Annotated in this window: 16 protein-coding genes; 11 read left to right on the top strand and 5 right to left on the bottom strand. The window is 75.2% G+C overall.

The window, feature by feature from the left end; all coding sequences use genetic code 11:
* Positions 1-13: 13 nt before the first annotated feature.
* The 4 genes from AWW66_RS19845 (at position 14) to AWW66_RS19830 (ending at position 5,156) form a co-directional block, all read left to right on the top strand.
* On the top strand, positions 14-1,717 hold the full coding sequence (locus tag AWW66_RS19845; protein ID WP_067368583.1) for a sensor histidine kinase: 1,704 nt from the start codon (positions 14-16) through the stop codon (positions 1,715-1,717).
* Between the two features lie 7 nt (positions 1,718-1,724).
* A complete protein-coding gene (locus AWW66_RS19840; RefSeq protein WP_067368580.1) occupies positions 1,725-2,390 on the top strand; it encodes a response regulator transcription factor in 666 nt (221 codons plus the stop codon).
* Between the two features lie 194 nt (positions 2,391-2,584).
* Positions 2,585-3,370 carry an SAM-dependent methyltransferase gene (locus AWW66_RS19835; RefSeq protein ID WP_067368578.1) on the top strand — a complete coding sequence of 262 codons (786 nt, stop codon included), beginning with the start codon at positions 2,585-2,587 and terminating at the stop codon, positions 3,368-3,370.
* A gap of 1 nt (position 3,371) precedes the next feature.
* Positions 3,372-5,156 (top strand): putative bifunctional diguanylate cyclase/phosphodiesterase, encoded by a 1,785-nt coding sequence (locus AWW66_RS19830; RefSeq protein ID WP_083978650.1) that lies wholly within the window; start codon positions 3,372-3,374, stop codon positions 5,154-5,156.
* Positions 5,157-5,264: 108 nt separating this feature from the next.
* On the opposite strand, the gene AWW66_RS19825 is transcribed toward AWW66_RS19830, so the two are convergent.
* Positions 5,265-6,389 (bottom strand): glycosyltransferase family 4 protein, encoded by a 1,125-nt coding sequence (locus AWW66_RS19825; protein WP_067368576.1) that lies wholly within the window; start codon positions 6,387-6,389, stop codon positions 5,265-5,267.
* Positions 6,386-7,645 carry a M48 family metallopeptidase gene (locus AWW66_RS19820; protein ID WP_067368574.1) on the bottom strand — a complete coding sequence of 420 codons (1,260 nt, stop codon included), beginning with the start codon at positions 7,643-7,645 and terminating at the stop codon, positions 6,386-6,388. The genes AWW66_RS19825 and AWW66_RS19820 overlap by 4 nt, the downstream gene beginning before the upstream one ends.
* 222 nt (positions 7,646-7,867) lie before the next feature.
* On the opposite strand from AWW66_RS19820, the gene AWW66_RS19815 reads away from it, so the two are divergent.
* Both AWW66_RS19815 and AWW66_RS19810 read left to right on the top strand, forming a co-directional pair.
* Positions 7,868-8,359, top strand: coding sequence for a toxin-antitoxin system HicB family antitoxin (locus tag AWW66_RS19815; protein WP_067368571.1), 492 nt, complete (start codon positions 7,868-7,870; stop codon positions 8,357-8,359).
* Positions 8,360-8,426: 67 nt separating this feature from the next.
* On the top strand, positions 8,427-9,272 hold the full coding sequence (locus AWW66_RS19810; protein WP_067368568.1) for a DUF4097 family beta strand repeat-containing protein: 846 nt from the start codon (positions 8,427-8,429) through the stop codon (positions 9,270-9,272).
* 51 nt (positions 9,273-9,323) lie between these two features.
* Here the strand turns inward: AWW66_RS19810 and AWW66_RS19805 are convergent, their stop codons facing one another.
* Positions 9,324-10,820 carry an NYN domain-containing protein gene (locus AWW66_RS19805; RefSeq protein WP_067368565.1) on the bottom strand — a complete coding sequence of 499 codons (1,497 nt, stop codon included), beginning with the start codon at positions 10,818-10,820 and terminating at the stop codon, positions 9,324-9,326.
* Positions 10,821-10,946: 126 nt separating this feature from the next.
* Here AWW66_RS19805 and AWW66_RS19800 point away from each other — a divergent pair, with 126 nt between their 5' ends.
* From AWW66_RS19800 to AWW66_RS19780, 5 genes are all read left to right on the top strand, one after another.
* Positions 10,947-12,701, top strand: coding sequence for a DEDD exonuclease domain-containing protein (locus AWW66_RS19800; protein ID WP_067368562.1), 1,755 nt, complete (start codon positions 10,947-10,949; stop codon positions 12,699-12,701).
* A gap of 126 nt (positions 12,702-12,827) precedes the next feature.
* Complete coding sequence (locus AWW66_RS19795; protein WP_067368559.1) at positions 12,828-14,618, top strand: RelA/SpoT family protein; 1,791 nt, start codon at positions 12,828-12,830, stop codon at positions 14,616-14,618.
* A 64-nt stretch (positions 14,619-14,682) separates the two neighbouring features.
* Positions 14,683-15,237, top strand: coding sequence for an NUDIX domain-containing protein (locus AWW66_RS19790; RefSeq protein WP_067368556.1), 555 nt, complete (start codon positions 14,683-14,685; stop codon positions 15,235-15,237).
* Positions 15,238-15,257: 20 nt separating this feature from the next.
* Positions 15,258-16,121, top strand: coding sequence for a nucleotidyltransferase family protein (locus AWW66_RS19785; RefSeq protein WP_083978649.1), 864 nt, complete (start codon positions 15,258-15,260; stop codon positions 16,119-16,121).
* Positions 16,122-16,334: 213 nt separating this feature from the next.
* Positions 16,335-16,622 carry an Lrp/AsnC family transcriptional regulator gene (locus AWW66_RS19780; RefSeq protein ID WP_067368553.1) on the top strand — a complete coding sequence of 96 codons (288 nt, stop codon included), beginning with the start codon at positions 16,335-16,337 and terminating at the stop codon, positions 16,620-16,622.
* Positions 16,623-16,659: 37 nt separating this feature from the next.
* Here the strand turns inward: AWW66_RS19780 and AWW66_RS36040 are convergent, their stop codons facing one another.
* Together AWW66_RS36040 and AWW66_RS34485 are read right to left on the bottom strand one after the other, a co-directional pair.
* On the bottom strand, positions 16,660-17,895 hold the full coding sequence (locus tag AWW66_RS36040; RefSeq protein WP_067368550.1) for a helix-turn-helix domain-containing protein: 1,236 nt from the start codon (positions 17,893-17,895) through the stop codon (positions 16,660-16,662).
* Positions 17,888-18,064: a hypothetical protein gene (locus AWW66_RS34485; RefSeq protein WP_169807142.1), complete on the bottom strand. Its 177-nt coding sequence runs from the start codon at positions 18,062-18,064 to the stop codon at positions 17,888-17,890. The genes AWW66_RS36040 and AWW66_RS34485 overlap by 8 nt, the downstream gene beginning before the upstream one ends.
* Between the last annotated feature and the right edge of the window lie 401 nt (positions 18,065-18,465).

Genomic DNA, 18,465 nt, shown 5'->3' with positions numbered 1-18,465 from the left:
TACGATCCGTCACGTGCCCGCCTCGACACCCACCCGCCCGCACCCCCACCCGCATCCGCTGGCCGTCGCCGCCCGGTTGGTGATGCTCGCGCTGGTCGCGGTCCTCACCGTGCTCGCCACCGGCGGCGCCGGACAGCTCTGGTGGGTGGCGCTGCTCGCCGCCGCCGGCCTGCCCGCCCTGCTGGCCCCCCAGCACCGGTTGCTCGGCCCGCTCAGCCGGGTCGCCGAGGCGGTGGTCCTCGGGCTGGCCGCCAGCCAGGTCGCCGCCGTCGGCACGACCGGCGCGGCGGCGTACGGCCTCGGCGCCTCGGCGGTGCTGCCGTACCTGGCGGTGCCGGTGACGGTCACCGCCCTGCGCCGCCGCTTCGTCGAGGGCGTCGTGCTGCTCGGGGTCACCGCGACCACGCTGGTGGTGTGCGGCGTGGTGACCCGGGTCGACGGCGTCCGGCAGCTCACCCAGCCCGGCTACCTCGCGGTCTGCGCCCAGTGGCTGCTGCTGGCCGGGTTGGGCCTCTACACCGCGAGCGTGCTGCACCAGCTCATGCGGGTCCGGGGCGAGGGCAAGCCGCAGCCGTACGCCGAGGCGACCCGGCTGCTGACCCAGCTGCGCACGGTGGCCCGGCAGCTTCCCGGGGCCACCCTGGACCCGGGCGGCATCTCCGAGCACCTGCTGGAGGAGCTGCGGACCGTCGCCCGCGCCGACCGCGCGGCGGTGCTCTCCGCCAGCGGCGGCGGCCGGCTGGTGGTCCTCGCACAGGTCGGCGCGGAGCGGGTGGACTGGGAGACGACGCTGGACGCGGACTCGGCGATCGCCGACGCCTGGGCCAGCCAGCAGCCGCAAACCGCCGCCCGGTCGCAGGCCCGCTCGCACGTCGGCGGGGACGTCTCGGCGCTGATCGTGCCGCTGGCCGCCGGGGTCCGCACGGTCGGCCTGGTGGTGCTGGAGGCCGACGCCCCGCAGGCGTACCCGCCGCCGGTGGTGTCCCGGGTGACCGCGCTGACCGGCCCGGCCGCGCTGCGGCTGGAGGCGGCGCTGCTCTTCGACGAGGTGCGCTCGCTGGCCACCAACGAGGAGCGGCAGCGGCTGGCCCGGGAGATCCACGACGGGGTCGCCCAGGAACTGGTGATGGTCGGGTACGGCATCGACAACGCCCTGGCCACGGTGCACGACGACACCGAGGAGACCGCCGAGTCGCTGCGCACGCTGCGCCAGGAGGTCACCCGGGTCATCACCGAGCTGCGGCTGAGCCTGTTCGAGCTGCGCAGCGAGGTGGACCGGCACGGCGGCCTGGCCGCCGCGATCGCCGAGTACGCCCGGACCGTGGGCGCCTCCGGCGGGCTGCGGGTGCACCTGTCGCTGGACGAGTCCACCGCCCGGCTGCCCGCCGCCACCGAGGCCGAGCTGCTGCGGATCGCCCAGGAGGCGGTGACCAACGCGCGCAAGCACGCCGGGGCGGCGAACCTCTGGGTCACCTGCGAGGTCGATCCCCCGTACGCCCAGATCGAAGTGTCGGATGACGGTCACGGTATCGCTGACCAGCGGCCCGACGGGCGCTACGGTCTTGCGATCATGGCCGAGAGGGCGGAACGTATCCGGGGCCGGTTGGAGATCAGGCCACGGCAACCCAGCGGGACGACCGTGGCGGTGGTGGTCGGCTCCTCGCCCCGGCGCGATAACGTGCGCGGTAGCGCAGCAGCCGCAGCAGAAGGGGAGTAACCCGAGGATGACCACTCCGACACCGGCCACCCGTACCAAGGTCCTCCTTGTCGACGACCACGACCTGATCCGCAAGGGCCTCCGGCACGCCTTCGAGCGGGACCGGCAGTTCGAGGTCGTCGGCGAGGCCGCCACCGCGGCGGAGGGCGTACGCCAGGCCGGTGCCCTCCAGCCGGACGTGGTGATCATGGACCTGCGCCTGCCCGACGGCAGTGGCCTGGAGGCCACCCGGGCGCTGCGCAAGTCCAGCGCGTCGATGGGGATCGTCGTGCTCACCATGTACGCCGGCGACGACCAGCTCTTCGGCGCCCTGGAGGCGGGGGCGAGCGCGTTCGTGCCGAAGACCGCCCCGGCCGACGAGGTGGTGGCCGCCGCCCGGCACGCCGCCTCCTCCCCCAGCGCGTTCACCGCCGCCGACCTGGCCGAGGCGATGAAGCGCCGGCTGGCCCCGTCCGGCCCGCAGCTCTCCCCTCGGGAGGGGCAGGTGCTGCGGCTGCTCGCCGACGGGATGAGCGTGGCCGGCATCGCCAAGCAGCTCTTCGTCAGCGAGTCCACCGCCAAGACCCACATCTCGAAGCTGTACGAGAAGCTGGGCGCGGCCAACCGGGCGCAGGCGCTGATGACCGCGCTGCGGCTCGGCCTGCTGGAGGCGCCGGACGCCCCCAAGTTCTGACCGGACACCGGGGACGAAGGCCCGCTCCACCACCGGTGGGCGGGCCTTCGTCACGTTCCGCGACCCCGGGTGGTACCGCTCTTCTCAGCCGGGCACGGGGCGGGCAGAATACCCGGGTGACCCGCGCAGGTGATGATTCTCGCGTTATCGACAAAACGGATGAGAACCCGGAGCGGCCCGACTGGAGCCCCGGCATGATCGACATGGAACGCCCCAGCGTGGCCCGAATGTACGACTACTACCTCGGCGGCTCGCACAACTTCGCCGTCGACCGGGCGGCGGCCTGCGCGATGATGGCCGCGGTGCCCGATGCCCCGTTGATGGCCCAGGCCAACCGGGCCTTCCTCCGCCGGGCCGTGCAGTTCCTGGTCGACGCCGGGGTGCGGCAGTTCCTCGACATCGGCTCCGGCATCCCCACGGTGGGCAACGTGCACGAGATCGCCCAGCGGGCGGCGCCGGACGCCCGGGTGGTCTACGTCGACGTGGACCCGATCGCGGTGGCGCACAGCCGGGAGATCCTCGCCGGCAACGACCGGGCCACCGCGCTCCAGGAGGACCTGCGCCGGCCGGAGCGGATCCTCGCCCACCCCGAGGTGACCAGGCTGCTGGACTTCAGCCAGCCGGTGGCGGTGATGATCGTGGCGATGCTGCACTTCGTACCGGACTCGGAGCGGCCGGCGGAGATCCTCCGGACGCTGCGCGACGCGCTGGCACCCGGCAGCTACCTGGTGCTCTCCCAGGTCAGCCCGGACCTCCGGGGCGGCACCCCGGAACAGGACGAGGCGGAGCGGGTCTACCAGAGCACCGACAACCCGCTGTGGTTCCGCGGCCGGGACGAACTGACCGCGCTCTTCGCCGGGTTCGAGCTGGTCGAACCCGGTGTGGTCTGGGTGCCCGAGTGGCATCCGGAGACCCCGGAGGCCGCCGAGCACGCCGAACAGGCGGTGTTCATGGGTGGCGTCGGACGCCTCGGTGGGTGAGCTGCGGCAGTGCTCCGGCAGCACGGTGGCGGAGGCAGACGAGCGGGCCGAGCCGTCCGGCCCCACGACCTTCGCCCGCGCCTGGGCCAGCGCGGTCGCCGGGACCAGCTACCTGCCGCTGAGCCGGCCCCAACTGGAGGCGTTCCTGCACCGGCTCACCGAACACCTGGCGGCGGCGCTGGTGGCCGAGCCGTTCGACGTGCGGGCCGGCACCCGGGTCGGCGCCGAGCTGGTCGTCGCGCACATCGCCGCGCCGGAGGGGCTGGGTCGCACCATCGAGGTCATCCAGCTCCGGCTGCTGCGCGACCTGGGGCTGGTCGGCGCGGACGTCGAGGACCGGCTGGCCCGACTGCTCGGTGCCGTGGCGACCGGCTTCGCGCACGCGCTGCGCGACCGGACGCTGGACGAGCAGGAGATGATCCGGCGGGCCGCGCTGCAGGCCCGGGAGCAGGCGGAGCTGGAGCTGCGGCACAGCGAGGCCCGGTTCCGGCACCAGGCCGTCCACGACCCGCTCACCGACCTGCCCAACCGGAAACTGTTCGCCGAGCGGCTCGCCGCGGCCATCGACGCGCCGGCTTCGGGCACCGAACGGATCGGGGTCTGCATCCTCGACCTGGACCGGTTCAAGGTGATCAACGACTCGCTCAGCCACCGGGTCGGCGACCTGCTGCTGGCGTCGGTGGCCCGGCGGCTGCGGCGGGCCCTCGGCGAGCACCTGGTCGCCCGCCTCGGCGGGGACAAGTTCGGCATCCTGGTGGAGCGGACCGGCTCCATCGACGACGTGGTCACGGTCGCCGAGACGGCGCTGGCCGCGGTGCACGAGCCGGTGCTGATCGAGGGCCATGAGCTGAGCGTCTCGGCCAGCGCCGGCATCGTGGAACGTCCGGTCGGCGGGGCCGGCGCGGGCGACCTGATGCAGGCCGCCGACAGCACCGTGCACTGGGCCAAGGCCGCCGGCCGGGCCCGCTGGGCGCTGTTCGACCCGGAACGCAACCGGGCCGAGCTGGCCCGGCACGCGCTGTCCGCCGCGCTGCCGGCGGCGCTGGACCGGGGCGAGTTCTTCCTCGACTACCAGCCGCTGACCTCGCTGCGGGACGGCACGGTGCTCGGGGTGGAGGCGCTGGTCCGGTGGCGGCACCCGGAGCTGGGCCTGATCCGCCCGGACAGCTTCATCGGGCTGGCCGAGGAGACCGGGCTGATCGTCCGGCTCGGCGGGTGGGTGCTGGCCGAGGCGTGCCGCCAGGCCCGGCAGTGGCCGGCGGGCAGCGGGCCGGCCCCGTTCGTCAGCGTCAACCTGGCGGTCCGGCAACTGCACACACCCGGCCTGGTCCGCCAGGTGCGGGACCTGCTCGACCAGACCGGGCTGCCGCCGCAACGGCTGCAACTGGAGATCACCGAGAGCACCATGATGACCGCCACCGAGGAACCCGCCCGGGCCCTGCGGACCCTGGCCGACCTGGGCGTACGGATCGCCATCGACGACTTCGGCACCGGGTACTCCAACCTGGCGTACCTGCGCCACCTGCCGGTCACCGAGCTGAAGGTGGCCGGCTCCTTCGTCACCGGCCTGCGGTCCCCGGCGGACGACCCGGCCAGCCGTACCGACGAGCAGATCCTCGCCTCGCTGGTCGCCATGGCCCACGCCCTGGACCTGACCGTCACCGCCGAGGGGGTGGAGACCGCCGACCAGGCCGACCGGCTGCGCGCCATCGGCTGCGACGCCGGCCAGGGCTGGCACTTCGGCCGCCCCGGGCCGCCCGAGCGGGTCCTGGAACGGATCGCCTGACCACGTCGGTGGCGCTGGCCGGTCCAACCGACGACGGTGGCAGCTCAGCCGATGGCGGTGACCGGCCCCACCGGCGGCGGTGACGGCTCAGCCGGGCGGCGGTGGCGGTCAGCCGGCGAGCAGGGCGGCCAGCCGCTGCGCCTGGGTCTCCCAGCGCCACTCGCGCTCCACCCAGGCGCGGCCCGCCGCCCCGAACCGGCGGGCCAGGTCCCGGTCGGCGAGCAGGGTGGCGACCCGGTCGGCGACCTGCGCGACCTCGTCGCCCCGGACCACGAAGCCCGTCTCCCCCGCGCGGACCGCGTCCGGGGCCCCACCGGAGTCACCGGCCACCACCGGCAGCCCGGTCGCCGACGCCTCCAGGTAGACGATGCCGAGGCCCTCCACGTCCAGGCCCCGGTTGCGGGTCCGGCACGGCATGGCGTACACGTCGCCGGCGGCGTAGTGGGCGGGCAGTTCGTCCGCCGGCACCGATCCGGTGAACACCACGTCCCGCGCCACGCCGTGCTGCCGGGCGAGCTTCTCCAGGGTGCCCCGGTACGGGCCGCCACCGACCACCAGCAGGGCGGCGTCCGGCACCCGGCGGCGGATCTCCGGCAGGGCCCGGATCAGCACGTCCTGCCCCTTGCGCGGGACGAGCCGGGAGACGCAGACCACCACCGGGCGGCCGGTCAGGCCGAGCCGGACCCGCACCGGCTCGCCGTCGGTGTCGGGGTGGTAGGTCGCCACGTCCACGCCGGGGGCCAGCCGGCGCAGGTCGGTCACCCCGTCCAGCGCCCGCGCCAACCGGACCCGGGTGTACTCACCGAGGTAGGTGGTGACGTCCAGGCCGCGCCCGATGCGGCGCAGCACGCTCCGCGCGCCGGGCAGGGCCGCCCAGCCGACCTCGTGGCCGTGGGTCAGCGCGACCGCCCGCCGGACCCCGGCCCGGCGGCGCAGCCCGGCGGCGAGCAGCCCGAGCGGCGCCGCCGCGCCGAACAGGACGGTGTCGCAGTCGTACTCCCGGGCCAGCCGCGCCGCCCGCCGGGCCACCAGCGGGGTGGGCAGCAGCATGCCGGTGGGCTCCCGGACCACCTCGAACGGCTGGTCGGCGTCGAACTTCGCGGCGTCGCCCCAGGTCGAGGCGTACACCACCACCGAGCCGGAGGGCTGGCGCAACGCCAGGTGGTGCACGAACGACTGGATGCCACCGGGGCGGGGCGGGAAGTCGTTGGTGATCAGCAGCGTACGGCTCACCGGCCGGTCTCCCTGGCGTAGGCGCGGGCGGCGGCCATCCGCTCCACGGTGGACGGGTGCGACGCCGACCAGAGCCGTTCCCAGCGGGGCGGGTCCGGGTCGGCCAGGTTCACCCCGGCCAGCCGGCGCTGCATCGCCTCGAAGGTGGCCGGGTCGCCGGTGAGGGCCAGCGCGTGCGCGTCGGCCCGCGCCTCCACCAGGCGCGACACCGCCGCCTGCACCGGTGTGGCCACCAGCCCGGCCACCGTGACCAGGGCGAGCAGCAGGGGGAACGCCCGGGGCTCGGCGATGGAGTCCACGCCGGCCAGGCGCAGCAGCGGGCGCGCGGAGCCGAGCAGGTAGAGCGCGACCACCCCGGCGGCGGCGCCCAGCGCGCCGGTGAGCGTGCCGACGGCCACGTCCCGGTCCCGGGCGTGCCCCAACTCGTGGGCGACCACGCTGGTCACCTCGGCGGGGGTCGCCTCCCGCAGCAGGGTGTCGTAGACCACCACCCGCCGGGTCGGGCCCAGCCCGGAGACGTACGCGTTCACCGCCCGGGTCCGCCGGGACGCGTCGGCGACCAGCACGTCCTTCACGGGTACGCCGTCCCGGGCGGCCATGGTCATCAGTTCGGTCCGCAGCGGCCCCGGCTCCATCGGGGTGAACCGGTTGAAGACCGGCTCGACCAGCACCGGCAGGACGAACGACAGCAGCGCCACCAGCCCGGCGGCACCGGCCGCGCCGACCGCCCACCACCAGCGCGGGGCGAGCCGGGTGACGGTGTAGAAGCCGAGCAGCGCGACCGCGCCGATCACCGCGCTGACCGCGTACGACTTGAGCAGGTCGACGGTCCAGCCGCCCCAGCCCTGCACGCTCAGCCCGTACCGGGTGAGCACGGCGTGCCGCCAGGCGGAGAAGGGCAGGGTGAGCAGGTCGGCGACGAGCACCACGGCCAGCCCGCCGAGCACCGCCTGGGCCACCCAGTGCCCACCGAGGGGGCGCCCGGCCAGCTCGACCAGGCGACCGCCCAGCGGGGTGAGCCCGAGCGCCAGCGCCACCAGCAGCCCGACGGCGAGCCCGGTGTACCGGCCGGGGCGCAGGGCGGCGCGGAAGGCCCGGCTGTGCGCGACCTGGTCGGCGGGGAGGTCCCGCAGCGCGGCGAGCTGGTCGGCCCGGGGCGCCGGTGGGCGCTGCCACGGCACCAGCAGGGCGGCGGCCACGGCCAGGGCGACGAGCAGCCCGGCGAGGGTCAGGACGGCCCAGCCGCGCGGGGTCACCTCGGCACCCCGCCGCGCGCGGGTCTGCCGCCGTCGCGCCGTACCCGGGTCATGCCGCTCCTCCCGCCGTGAGCGCTCATCCTATGGCCCGCCCGGACCTCTCCGGCGGGGTGTCCGCCGATGCGGGCCGGTCGGCCGCCGCCGGGTGACGGAGCGCGCTATGGCACCGCAGTGACGCCATCATGACTTGAAGTGATGCCCCCATGGTGCCATAGTGGCACCATGGACCTGACGGCACACCTCGACCACCTCCGGCGGGAGTTGAGCCGGGCCGGCGACCTCGGCGGCCCGCAGGCGCGGGCCCTGGCCGAGCAGTTGACCGGGCCGCTGGAGTCGGCGTTCCGGTTGGCCCTGCTGGACGCCCTGACGGCGGCAGCGGAGGAGATCACCCGGGAGTTGGCACCCGGCGCGGTGGAGCTGCGGCTGCGCGCCACCGGGCCCGACTTCGTGGTGACCCCACCCCCCACCGAGCAGCCCGCCCCGGATCCCGCCGCCGGCCCGCCCGAGGGGGACGAGGCCGCCACCGCCCGGATCAACTTCCGCCTCTCCGAGCAGCTCAAGAGGCGCATCGAGGAGGCCGCCGGCCGGGAGGGGCTGTCGGTGAACGCCTGGCTCGTCCGGGCCGCCGGCGCCGCCGCCGACGCCCACCGCACCGGCCGGGCCCACCGGCACACGCCGGTGGGCGGCGAGCGGTACACCGGCTGGGTCCGCTGACGCCGTCCCCGCCCGCCGCCCGTCCCGCTCACCACCAGCCCCCACCTCGCCGAGAAGGGAACCGCTCGTGCCCACCTTCGACACCCCCGGCCCCATCACCGTCACGCTCGACCTGCTGGCCGCCGACGTCCGGATCACCCCCGGAGACCGCACCGACACGACCGTCGAGGTACGCCCGAGCCACGAGGGCACCGACGCGGACGTCCGGGCCGCCGAGCAGACCCGGGTCGAGTTCACCGACGGTCACCTCGTGGTCCGGATGCCGAAGCGACGCGGCCTCGGGCTGCTCGGCCGGCCCGGCACGGTGGACCTGACGATCGCCCTGCCCACCGGCTCCCGGCTGCACGCCGACGCGGCGGCGGCGACCATCCGCGCCACCGGTCAGCTCGGCGAGTGCCGGCTCAGGACCGCCGCCGGGGACCTCGCCCTGCACCACACCGGCGCCCTCGACGCCAGCGCCTCGGCCGGGGAGATCACGGTGGACCGGGTCGACGGCTCCGCCCGGGTCGCCAGCGGCAGCGGTCAGGTCCGGGTCGGCGCGGTCGGCGGGGACCTGGCCGTCCGTACCTCCAACGGCGACACCACCGTGGGCTCCGTCGCCGGTGACCTGGAGGCCAGGTCGGCCAACGGCGACATCGTGATCGCACGGGCCACCGGCACGGTCACCGCCGCCACGGCCAACGGCGACCTGCGGGTCGACGAGGCGGTCACCGGCCGGATGTCGCTGCGGACCAACCGTGGCGAGGTCGTCGTCGGCGTCCCCGCCGGCACCGCCGCCCACCTCGACCTGCACACCCGGCACGGCCGGGTGGAGAACGACCTGGCCTCCTGCGCGCCGCCCCCGACCCCGGCCGGCACCGTCGAGGTGACCGCCCGGACCTCCTTCGGCGACATCGTGATCCGCCGCCGCTGACCCTCCGGCCCGGCGGCGACGCCGGGCGCTCGGAACCCGCGCTGACGCCGGTCAGGACCGGGACAGCCGGCGCAGCAGCGAGTCCGCACCGAGCGGGTACGCGCCGTGCCGGCTCACCCCGTCGGCGACCTCCCGGTCGGAGGAGACCACCACCACCGGGCGGCCGGGCGGCTCGGCCCGGACCAGCCGGCGGATCAGCTCGTCGGCGGTCTCCCCCTTGCGGGAGAAGAGCACCCGGACCCCGCGCGGCGCGGGCGGCAGCCCGTGGATCCGTTCGGCCCCGTCGAAGACCACGGTGACCTCGTCGCCGGTCTGCGCGGCGATCCCGCCCAGGCCGCTGATCAGCCGCTTGCGCTGCTGCTCGAGGGACATCTCGCCGAACCCGCGCTTGGTGACGTTGTAGCCGTCGACGACCAGGTGCGCCCGGGGCAGGGCGAGCAGTTGGTCCAGCCGGGCCGGGTCGTCGGTGTCCCGGGCCCGGGTGGCCGCCGCCGCGTCGGCCGCCGTGGCGGTCCCGGTGAAGGCGTCCGCGACGAAGTCGGCGGGCAGCTTCTCCACCGGGTCCAGCGCCAGCTCCCGGCGCAGCCCCACGGCGGCCTGCCCGATCGTCTCCAGCAGCAGCCAGAGCCGGGCGTCGTCGACCGACCGGGCCTCCTTGGCGCTGGCCCGCGCGACCCCGGCCGTCGCCTCCGCCTCGGCCAGCCGGGCCCGGACCCGTCGCAGCTCGGCCTCGGCGTCGGCCGCCGCCCGCGTCGCCCGGCCGCGCTCGGTGGCGAGCAGCTCGCCGGCCCGGCGTTCCCGCGCCTGGGTCTCGCGCAGCGCCCGGCCGAGCTGCCGGGCCTCCTCGCGGACCTGCCCCAGCTCCTCGCGGACCCGGGCCAGCTCGTCACGGAGCTTCTCCGCCTCCACCCGGGCCACCGCCCGGTCGTGCTCGGCCCGGGTGGCCCGCTGTTCGGCCTCCCGCACCAGCTCGGCCACCACGGCGCTGTCCGCCTCGGCCTGCACGGCCGCGCCGCTGGCCTCGACCAGGCCCCGCCAGCCCTGCGGCCGGGCCAGGTACGCCAGGGCGGCGACCTCCACCGGATCGGCGGCGGCCGGGGCGGTCCCGTCGACCACCGCCGCGCCCAGGTCGCCCGCGTCGGCCAGCGCCCGGTTGGCGACCCGTTGCCGGAACAGCGGGTCGGCGGTGAGCTGGGCGGCGATCATCGGGGCGCCCAGCCGGGCCCGCCGGTTGGGCGCGAACTTGGCCACCCGGCGCAGCGGCACCGGCACCTCGTCGGCGGGTAGGCCGGGCAGCACCGTGGCGGTCAGTGCCACGATCCGCTGCCGGACCGGCTCGGGCAGCACCGGCTCCGGCTCCGCCTGTTCCGGCTCCGGTTCCGGCCCTGCCGGCTCGGGTTCGGACACGTCCGCCACGGGGTCCCCCGACCCGGATCCGGGCCCGGTCGCCGGTTCGGCGCCCGGGGCCCGGCCGTACCCACCGGCGGCGCGCGCGGCGTCGACCTCCCCCTCGGGGAGGTTGTCGTCGTACGGCTCGGTGAGGGGCATGTGGCAAGTCTCCCACCGGGGCCGGGCCCACCGCCCGGTGAGTGAGCCGATCTCTCATCCTATCCCCGTGGTGACTGGTGGGACGCTTGTGGCCGGAGTGTCGGACCGACCCGTTACCGTGCCGGCGTGACGGGTGGGGAGTACGTCCAGCAGGCCCTCGCCGGGCTGGACCCGACCGGGCCGGGGGTGGACCCGGCGCTGCCGCTGTACGCGGCGACCTTCGTCGTGGTCGACCTGGAGACCACCGGCGGGGCCCCCGACGGCGGCGGGATCACCGAGATCGGCGCGGTCAAGGTCCGGGGCGGCGAGGAGCTGGGGGTGCTCGCCACCCTGGTCAACCCGGGGGTGCCGATCCCGCCGTTCATCACCGTGCTGACCGGGATCACCCAGGCCATGCTGCTGCCCGCCCCGCCGATCGAGCGGGTGCTGCCGAGCTTCCTGGAGTTCCTCGCCGACGCGGTCCTGGTCGCCCACAACGCCCCGTACGACGTGGGGTTCCTCAAGGCGGCCTGCGCCAAGCACGGGTACCGCTGGCCCCACCCCCGGGTGCTGGACACGGCGGCCCTGGCCCGGCGGGTGCTCAGCCGGGACGAGGTGCCCAACCGCAAGCTCGGCACCCTGGCCGCGTACTTCCGCACCTCGACCCAGCCGACGCACCGGGCGCTGGACGACGCCAAGGCCACCGTGGACGTGCTGCACGGGCTGATCGGCCGGCTCGGCGGGCACCGGGTGGACACCGTCGGCGAGGCGATCGAGTTCGCCCGCGCGGTCACCCCGACCCAGCGGCGCAAGCGGCACCTGGCCGACGGGCTGCCGCGCACGCCCGGGGTCTACATCTTCCGGGCCGCCGACGACCGGCCGCTCTACGTGGGCACCTCCGGCGACATCGCCACCCGGGTCCGCAGCTACTTCACCGCCGCCGAGAAGCGGGCCCGGATCTCCGAGATGCTCGCCGCCGCCGAGCGGGTGGAGGCGGTCGGGTGCGCCCACTCGCTGGAGGCCGAGGTGCGCGAGCTGCGGCTGATCGCCGCGCACGCCCCGCCGTACAACCGGCGGTCGAAGTACCCGGAGCGGGCGGTCTGGCTCAAGCTCACCGACGAGGCGTACCCCCGGTTGTCGGTGGCGCGCGGCCTGGCCCCCGGCGACGAGGCGTACCTCGGGCCGTTCACCTCCCGACGCGCGGCGGAGCTGGCGGCGGCGGGCTTCCACGACGCCACCGGGCTGCGCCAGTGCACGCACCGGCTGTCGCTACGCACGGTCACGCCGGCCTGCGCGCTGGCCGAGCTGGGCCGCTGCGCCGCGCCCTGCGAGCACCGGATCACCCCCCAGGAGTACGACCACCGCGCGGTCGCGCCGTTCCGGGCGGCGACCACGGGTGACCCGGGGCCGGTGGTGGCGACGCTGCTGGCCCGGATCGACGCGCTCGCGGCGGCGCAGCGGTACGAGGAGGCGGCGGTGGTCCGGGCCCGGCTGGCCGCCGTGCTGCGGGCCACGGTCCGGATGCAGCGGCTCGCCGCGCTGACCGGGATCGCCGAGCTGACCGCCGCGCGGCCGGCCGCCGGGGGCGGCTGGGAGCTGGCGCTGGTGCGGCACGGCCGGCTCGCCGGAGCCGGCGTGTCGCCGCCCGGCGTCCACCCGCGACCCACGGTGACGCTGATCCGGGCCACGGCGGAGACGGTCACGCCCGGTCACGGCCCGGTCCCGGCGGCCTCGGCCGAGGAGTCGGAGCGGATCCTGTCCTGGTTGGAACGCCCGGAGACCCGGCTGGTCGAGATGACCTCGGCGTGGTCCTCGCCGGTGGCCGGCGCGGCCCGGTTCCGGGGCCTGCTGGCCAAGGCTGAGGGCGCGGCGACGCAACAACTCTCGACCGAACGCCCATGAGCAAGTGACCATTCGGACGACCTCGCCTCACTTAGGCTGTTAAGGGAGTGCAGTCCTGCCCGATTCGTGGGCCTGCTTCCGGTTGCCGGACGGTGGCCGAGGAGCCGGGGTGAGGAGGTGTCCCACGTGGACGTCGACGCCGGACATGGGGCCGCCCTGGGGGGCGCGTTGTCCAACCAGCCGGGTGAGCTGCCGCTGACCCGCCGCCTCCGCTCGCTGCTGACCTGGCCGACAAACGAGACCGACCCGGTCACCCAGCTGGTCCGCGCCCACCGGGCGATCCACCCCAGCGCCGAGGCGGCCGTGCTGCGCCGGGCGTACACGATCGCGGAGAACATGCACCGCGGGCAGTTCCGCAAGAGCGGTGAGCCCTACATCACCCACCCGCTGGCCGTCGCGCAGATCTGCGCCGACCTGGGCCTGGACAGCACCACCCTGGTCGCGGCGCTGCTGCACGACACCGTGGAGGACACCCGCTACACCCTCCAGGCGCTCGCCGACGACTTCGGACACGAGGTGGCCCACCTGGTCGACGGGGTGACCAAGTTCGACAAGGCGTTCTACGGCAAGGCCGCCGAGGCGGAGACCACCCGCAAGATGATCATCGCGGCCGGCAAGGACGTCCGGGTGCTGATCATCAAGCTGGCCGACCGGCTGCACAACATGCGGACCCTCGGGGTCCGCTCCGCGGCCTCCCGGGAGCGGATCGCCCGCAAGACCCTGGACGTGCTCGTCCCGCTCTGCGACCGGCTGGGCATCCAGACCCTCAAACGGGAGCTGGACGACGTGGTCCTGCTGCACCTGGAGCCGGAGGCGCACGCCCGGATCGCCCGGCACGTGCACGACCGGCCCGGCTGGGACGCGTACCTCGGCGACGTGGTCGCCCGGACCCGGGTGGCGCTGCGCCGGGACCGGGTCACCGCGACGGTCGCCCCCCGGCCCCGGCACCTTTACTCGATCTGGAAGGACACCGTCGCCGGCGGGCACAGCACCCCCTTCGACCTGCCCCGGATCGAGGTGGTGGTGGACGGGCCGGCCACCGACTGTTACGCGGCCCTGGGCGCGATCCACGGGATGTGGCGCCCGGTCCCCGGCCGGTTCAAGGACTTCATCGCCTCCCCGAAGAACAACCTCTACCGCTCGCTGCACACCAGCGTCTGCGGGCCCGGCAACCGCACCGTCGAGGTGCTGATCCGCACCGTCGAGATGCACCGGTCGGCCGAGTACGGCATCGCCGCCGACTTCCGCTTCCCCCGGGCCAAGGGGAAGGCCGCCGCCCGCGCCGAGCAGCTCGACTGGCTGCGCCGGGTGCTCGACTGGGAGCAGGACGCCCCGGACCCGGCCCAGTTCCTGGAGTCGCTGCGCTGCGACCTCGCCGAGGCGCAGATCCAGGTCTTCGCCGACGGCCGGCAGGTGCTCCTCCCGGCCGGGGCCACCCCGGTCGACCTGGCGTACGAGCTGGGCAGCGACCGGGGGGACCACTGCCTGGCGGCCCGGATCAACGGCCGGCTGGCCCCGCTCTCCTCCGAGCTGGACGAGGGCGACGTGGTGGAGATCTTCACCGAGAACGACGCCGAGAGCGGGTTCGAGGCCGACGCCGCGCCGCGCGGGCCCCGCCGGGAGTGGCTCGGGTTCGTCAAGTCCCCGCACGCCCAGATGCAGATCAACCGCTGGTTCGCCGAGCACACCGAGCCGGGCATCTCGATCGCCGACAAGGTACGCCTCGGTCGGGCCGCCATCGGGCTCACCCTGCGTCAGCACAACCGGGGGCTGGCCAGCGACCTGCCCCTGCTCCGCCTCGCCGAGGAGCTCGGCTACCCCGACCTGGAGACCCTCCTGGTCGCGGTCTTCGACCGGACGGTCGAGCCCGACGCGCTGGTGCGCCAGCTCATCGACCTCGTCGACCACCGACAGTGAACCCACCGGTCGGATACCCTCCCCGGGAGCCCGGCCGGCCCGCCGCGACCACTAGCCTGAGGGCATGATCCCCCGCACCCGCGCCACCGGACGGGCCATCGGGTACCGCTTCTTCTACCGGCTGCCCTATCCCGTCCGGCGCCGGCTGGTCCGGCTCGCCGTCCCGAAGTACGTCGTCGGCGCGGTCACCCTGGTCCGGGACGCCGAGGCCGAGGGCGCCGGTCGCCTGCTGATGCTGCGGCAGCCCCCGGGACACAGCTGGACGCTGCCCGCCGGGCTGTTGAACAAGGCCGAACCGCCGGTCGTCGGCGCGGCCCGGGAACTGTTCGAGGAGACCGGCATCCGGCTGCCCCCGACCCGCCTGCGACCGGCCACCCCCAACGCCATCGTGCACGCCAAGGGCTGGGTGGACATGGTGTTCGAGACCGAGGTGCCGGCGTCCAGCACCCCCCTGAAGGTCGACGGCGCCGAGGTCTTCGAGGCGGTCTGGCACCCGCTGGACGACCTGCCCCGGCTGAGCTGGCCCACCGCCCGGCTGCTCGGGTACTACGGCATCGGCCCGGAGGCGGGCAACTTCCCGCCGCCCCTGCCCGACAGCACCCCGGGACCGGGGCGGTGACCCCAGCCGGCACAGGGGCGGTGACCGGAGCCGGGACCGGTGGGCCCGCCGGGATCTGCGCGGTGGTGCTCGCCGCCGGGGCGGGCACCCGGTTGCGCCCGCTCACCGACCGGCTGCCCAAGGCGCTCTGCCCGGTCGGCAACGAGCCCCTGCTCGACCGGGCGCTCGACCGGCTGGCCGGGCTCGGTCTCACCGGCCGCGACCGGGTCGCGGTGAACGCCTGCTACCTCGGCGACCAGGTGGTCGAGCGGGTCGGTGACCGCGCGCACCGCTCGGTCGAGCCGGGTGACCCGCTGGGTACCGCCGGCGGGATCGGCAACCTGCGGGACTGGATCGCCGGGCGCGGGGTGCTGGTCGGCAACGCCGACGCGTACCTGGCCGATCCGGCCGCCCCGCCCGGTCCCGACCTGGCCGCCCTGCTCGACGGCTGGGACGGCGACACGGTACGCCTGCTCGGCCAGCCGGCACCCGACCCGACCGAGCCGGGCACCTTCGACGGCCACCGCTTCGTCGGCTTCTCGCTGCTGCCCTGGCGGCTGGTCCGCGACCTGCCACCGACCTTCGGCGACCTGGTCCGCGCCGTCTGGCGGCCGGCGGAGGCGGCCGGCACGCTGACCGTGGTGCCGTACCCGGGCACCTTCTACGACACCGGCACCCCGGCCGACTACCTGGCCGCCAACCTGCACGCGGCCGGCGACGGGAACCTGGTCCACCCCACCGCCTCGGTCAGCGGACGGTGCCACCGGGCGGTGGTGGGCGCGGGCGCGGTCGTCCGGGGCACGGTGACCCGGTCGGTGCTCTGGCCCGGCACCGAGGTCCACACCGGAGAGCACCTGGTCGACGTGGTCCGCACCGCCGACGGGCTGACCGTCCCCGCCGGCTGAGCACCCTGACCCGGCTGAGCACCCTGACCGGCTGAGCACCCTGACCGGCTGAGCACCCAGGCCGGCCCGGGGCACGGCGTCACCCGGGCTGGGAGCACGGCCTCACGTGACCGGGGAGGACAGCGTCCTGCTGGCCTGCGGGCACGGCGTCTAGCATGGTCCACGGCGCGGGCACCGGAGCCGGCGCCGTGAGGCACGACGAAGGGCGGACCAGTGATCACCGCGATCGTACTGATCGACTGCGCCACCGACTCGATTCCCGAGGTCGCCGAGGCGTTGGCCGACCTGCCCGGGGTCAGCGAGGTCTACTCGGTGGCCGGGCACGTCGACCTGATCGCCATCGTGCGGGTCCGCGAGTTCGACCAGATCGCCGAGGTGATCGCCGGTCGCATCTCGAAGGTCCCCGGGGTGATCGGCACCGAGTCGCACATCGCCTTCCGCGCCTACTCCCAGCACGACCTGGAGGAGGCCTTCGCCATCGGCCTGGCCAGCGCCGACTGACGTACGGCCCGGCTGGGCGGCGAGCAGGTCGGCGGCGTCAGACGGCGATCCGTAGTGCCTCGGCGAGGCGGACGATCCCGGGGTGGGGTTTCCCGCAGCGGCGGAGCAGGGTGCGGATGGTCTCCCGGGCGGCGGGGCGGCTGCGGACCTCGGTGGGCGTGGCCTGGTCCGCGAGCAGCAGCGCGCGGCCCGCTTCGGTCAGGTCGTTGAGGCGTACGCAGCCGTGTGTCACGTCGAGCAGGTGGGCGGCTCGGGGTTCCGGGGGTAGCTGGTGGAACGTCGTTGAGTCGAGCGCGCTGCGGTGCCGGGTGACGGCGGTGGTGTGTTGGTCGAGGTCGAGCGCGGTGATGACCCGGGTCAGTGCGACCAGGGTCGGCCCGAAGCTGAGGCCGTGGTCGTGCCGGTCGTCGCCGACCAGGGTGGCGACCTCGTCGGCGTGGTCGAGCAGGTCGGCGACGCCGACAGGGTCGCCTCGGCCGGCGGCGCCGCGTGCCGCCTGGAGGAGCAGATTGCCGTACCCGGTGAGGTGGGTGGGTGGGGCGGTGAGGGGGTCGGGTGGGGTGAGCCGGTGGGCGACGGTGAGCGCGACCTCCACGGTGTGCCGGTGGCGGCCCAGGGTGTGCAGGACGCGGGTGAGGTGCCCGGTGGCCGCCAGGGTGAGCGCGTCGTCGTCGGCGTCCCGGCAGACCGTCATCGCGCGGTCGGCGGCGAGCCAGGCCAGGCCGGGATCGCCGAGTTTGCGCAGCACCGTGGAGGTGAGCTGGTAGCCCTGTGCGAGCAGGTGGCAGGGCTGCGGGTCGTCGGGGTGGGCCGCCCGGCGGCGGTGGCCGTCGCGCAGCAGGCGGGGCAGTGTGCCGAGCAGGGTGCGGTAGTCGGCGTGTTGGAGCGCCAACCAGGCATGGCCGACGCCGCGCCGCGGCTCGGCGGGGGCCGGTTCCGCGCCGTCGGGCGGGGCCAGCGTCGCGTCGTACGCGAACAGGGCCGCCCGGAGGGTGTCCAGGTCCCGGCCGCCGACCGGGCCGACCGGGACGGTGGTCGGGCCGGCCGCCGCCGTCTCGGTGTCGGTGTCGGTGTCGATGAGGACGTCGACGTCGACCTGGAGGGTGCGGGCGATCTCCTGGAGGTTGGAGAGTGTGTCCAGCCGGCGGGTACCCCGCTCCACCTTGTCGACCCAGCTCTTCGACTTGCCGAGGGCGTCGGCGAAGGCCTGCTGGGACATTCCGCGCTGGTTGCGCCAGTACGCCAGCCGCCGGCCGCCGGGCAGCTCAGCCACGGCACCGGTAGCCGCGCCGCTGGCCGTACGTGAGCAGGGGAGCGCGCCGCTGGGCGAGCGGGACGAGCCGGGTCGGCCCGTCGTACCACCGGTGCCGCCCACCCTCGGGCGTACCGCGCTGCCGCTCGGCCTCATCAAGGATGCGCCGCTGCGCCGCCCGAAACTCCACCTCCTGACCAGCCCGTCCGGTGTCGACCACTCGTGGGGTGGACCGCTGTTTCCACCACTGTCGAATCGGCTTCCACATCGCTTGATCAGCCTCCTCGAATCCGTGTTCACATCCGTGCTGCCAGAGAACACGTTCATTGCTGTCATTCCGAGATGTCGTAGGGGTGACTGAGGTCAATCGGGTGTGCCGGGGAGTGACGGGGCGTGACTGATCTCTTGTGGCTCCCCAAGGAAACGGAGGATGCTGGGCGCAGCGGAAAGCTCGATGACTGCCGGCCGGGGGCGGGGATGCGACCACTACGTCAAGCACGCGCGGAAAGGGGTTGGTCCCGAGCGAGGCTCGCTGTCAACGCCGGCTGAAGTTTGACCCCTCTGTTCCGGCCGAATGTTGACCCCCTCGCT

It is taken from the genome of Micromonospora rosaria, assembly GCF_001567585.1.
Lineage (GTDB): Bacteria > Actinomycetota > Actinomycetes > Mycobacteriales > Micromonosporaceae > Micromonospora > Micromonospora rosaria.
Note: the sequence above shows the minus strand (reverse complement) of the source record. Positions and strands in the feature narration are given on the sequence as shown.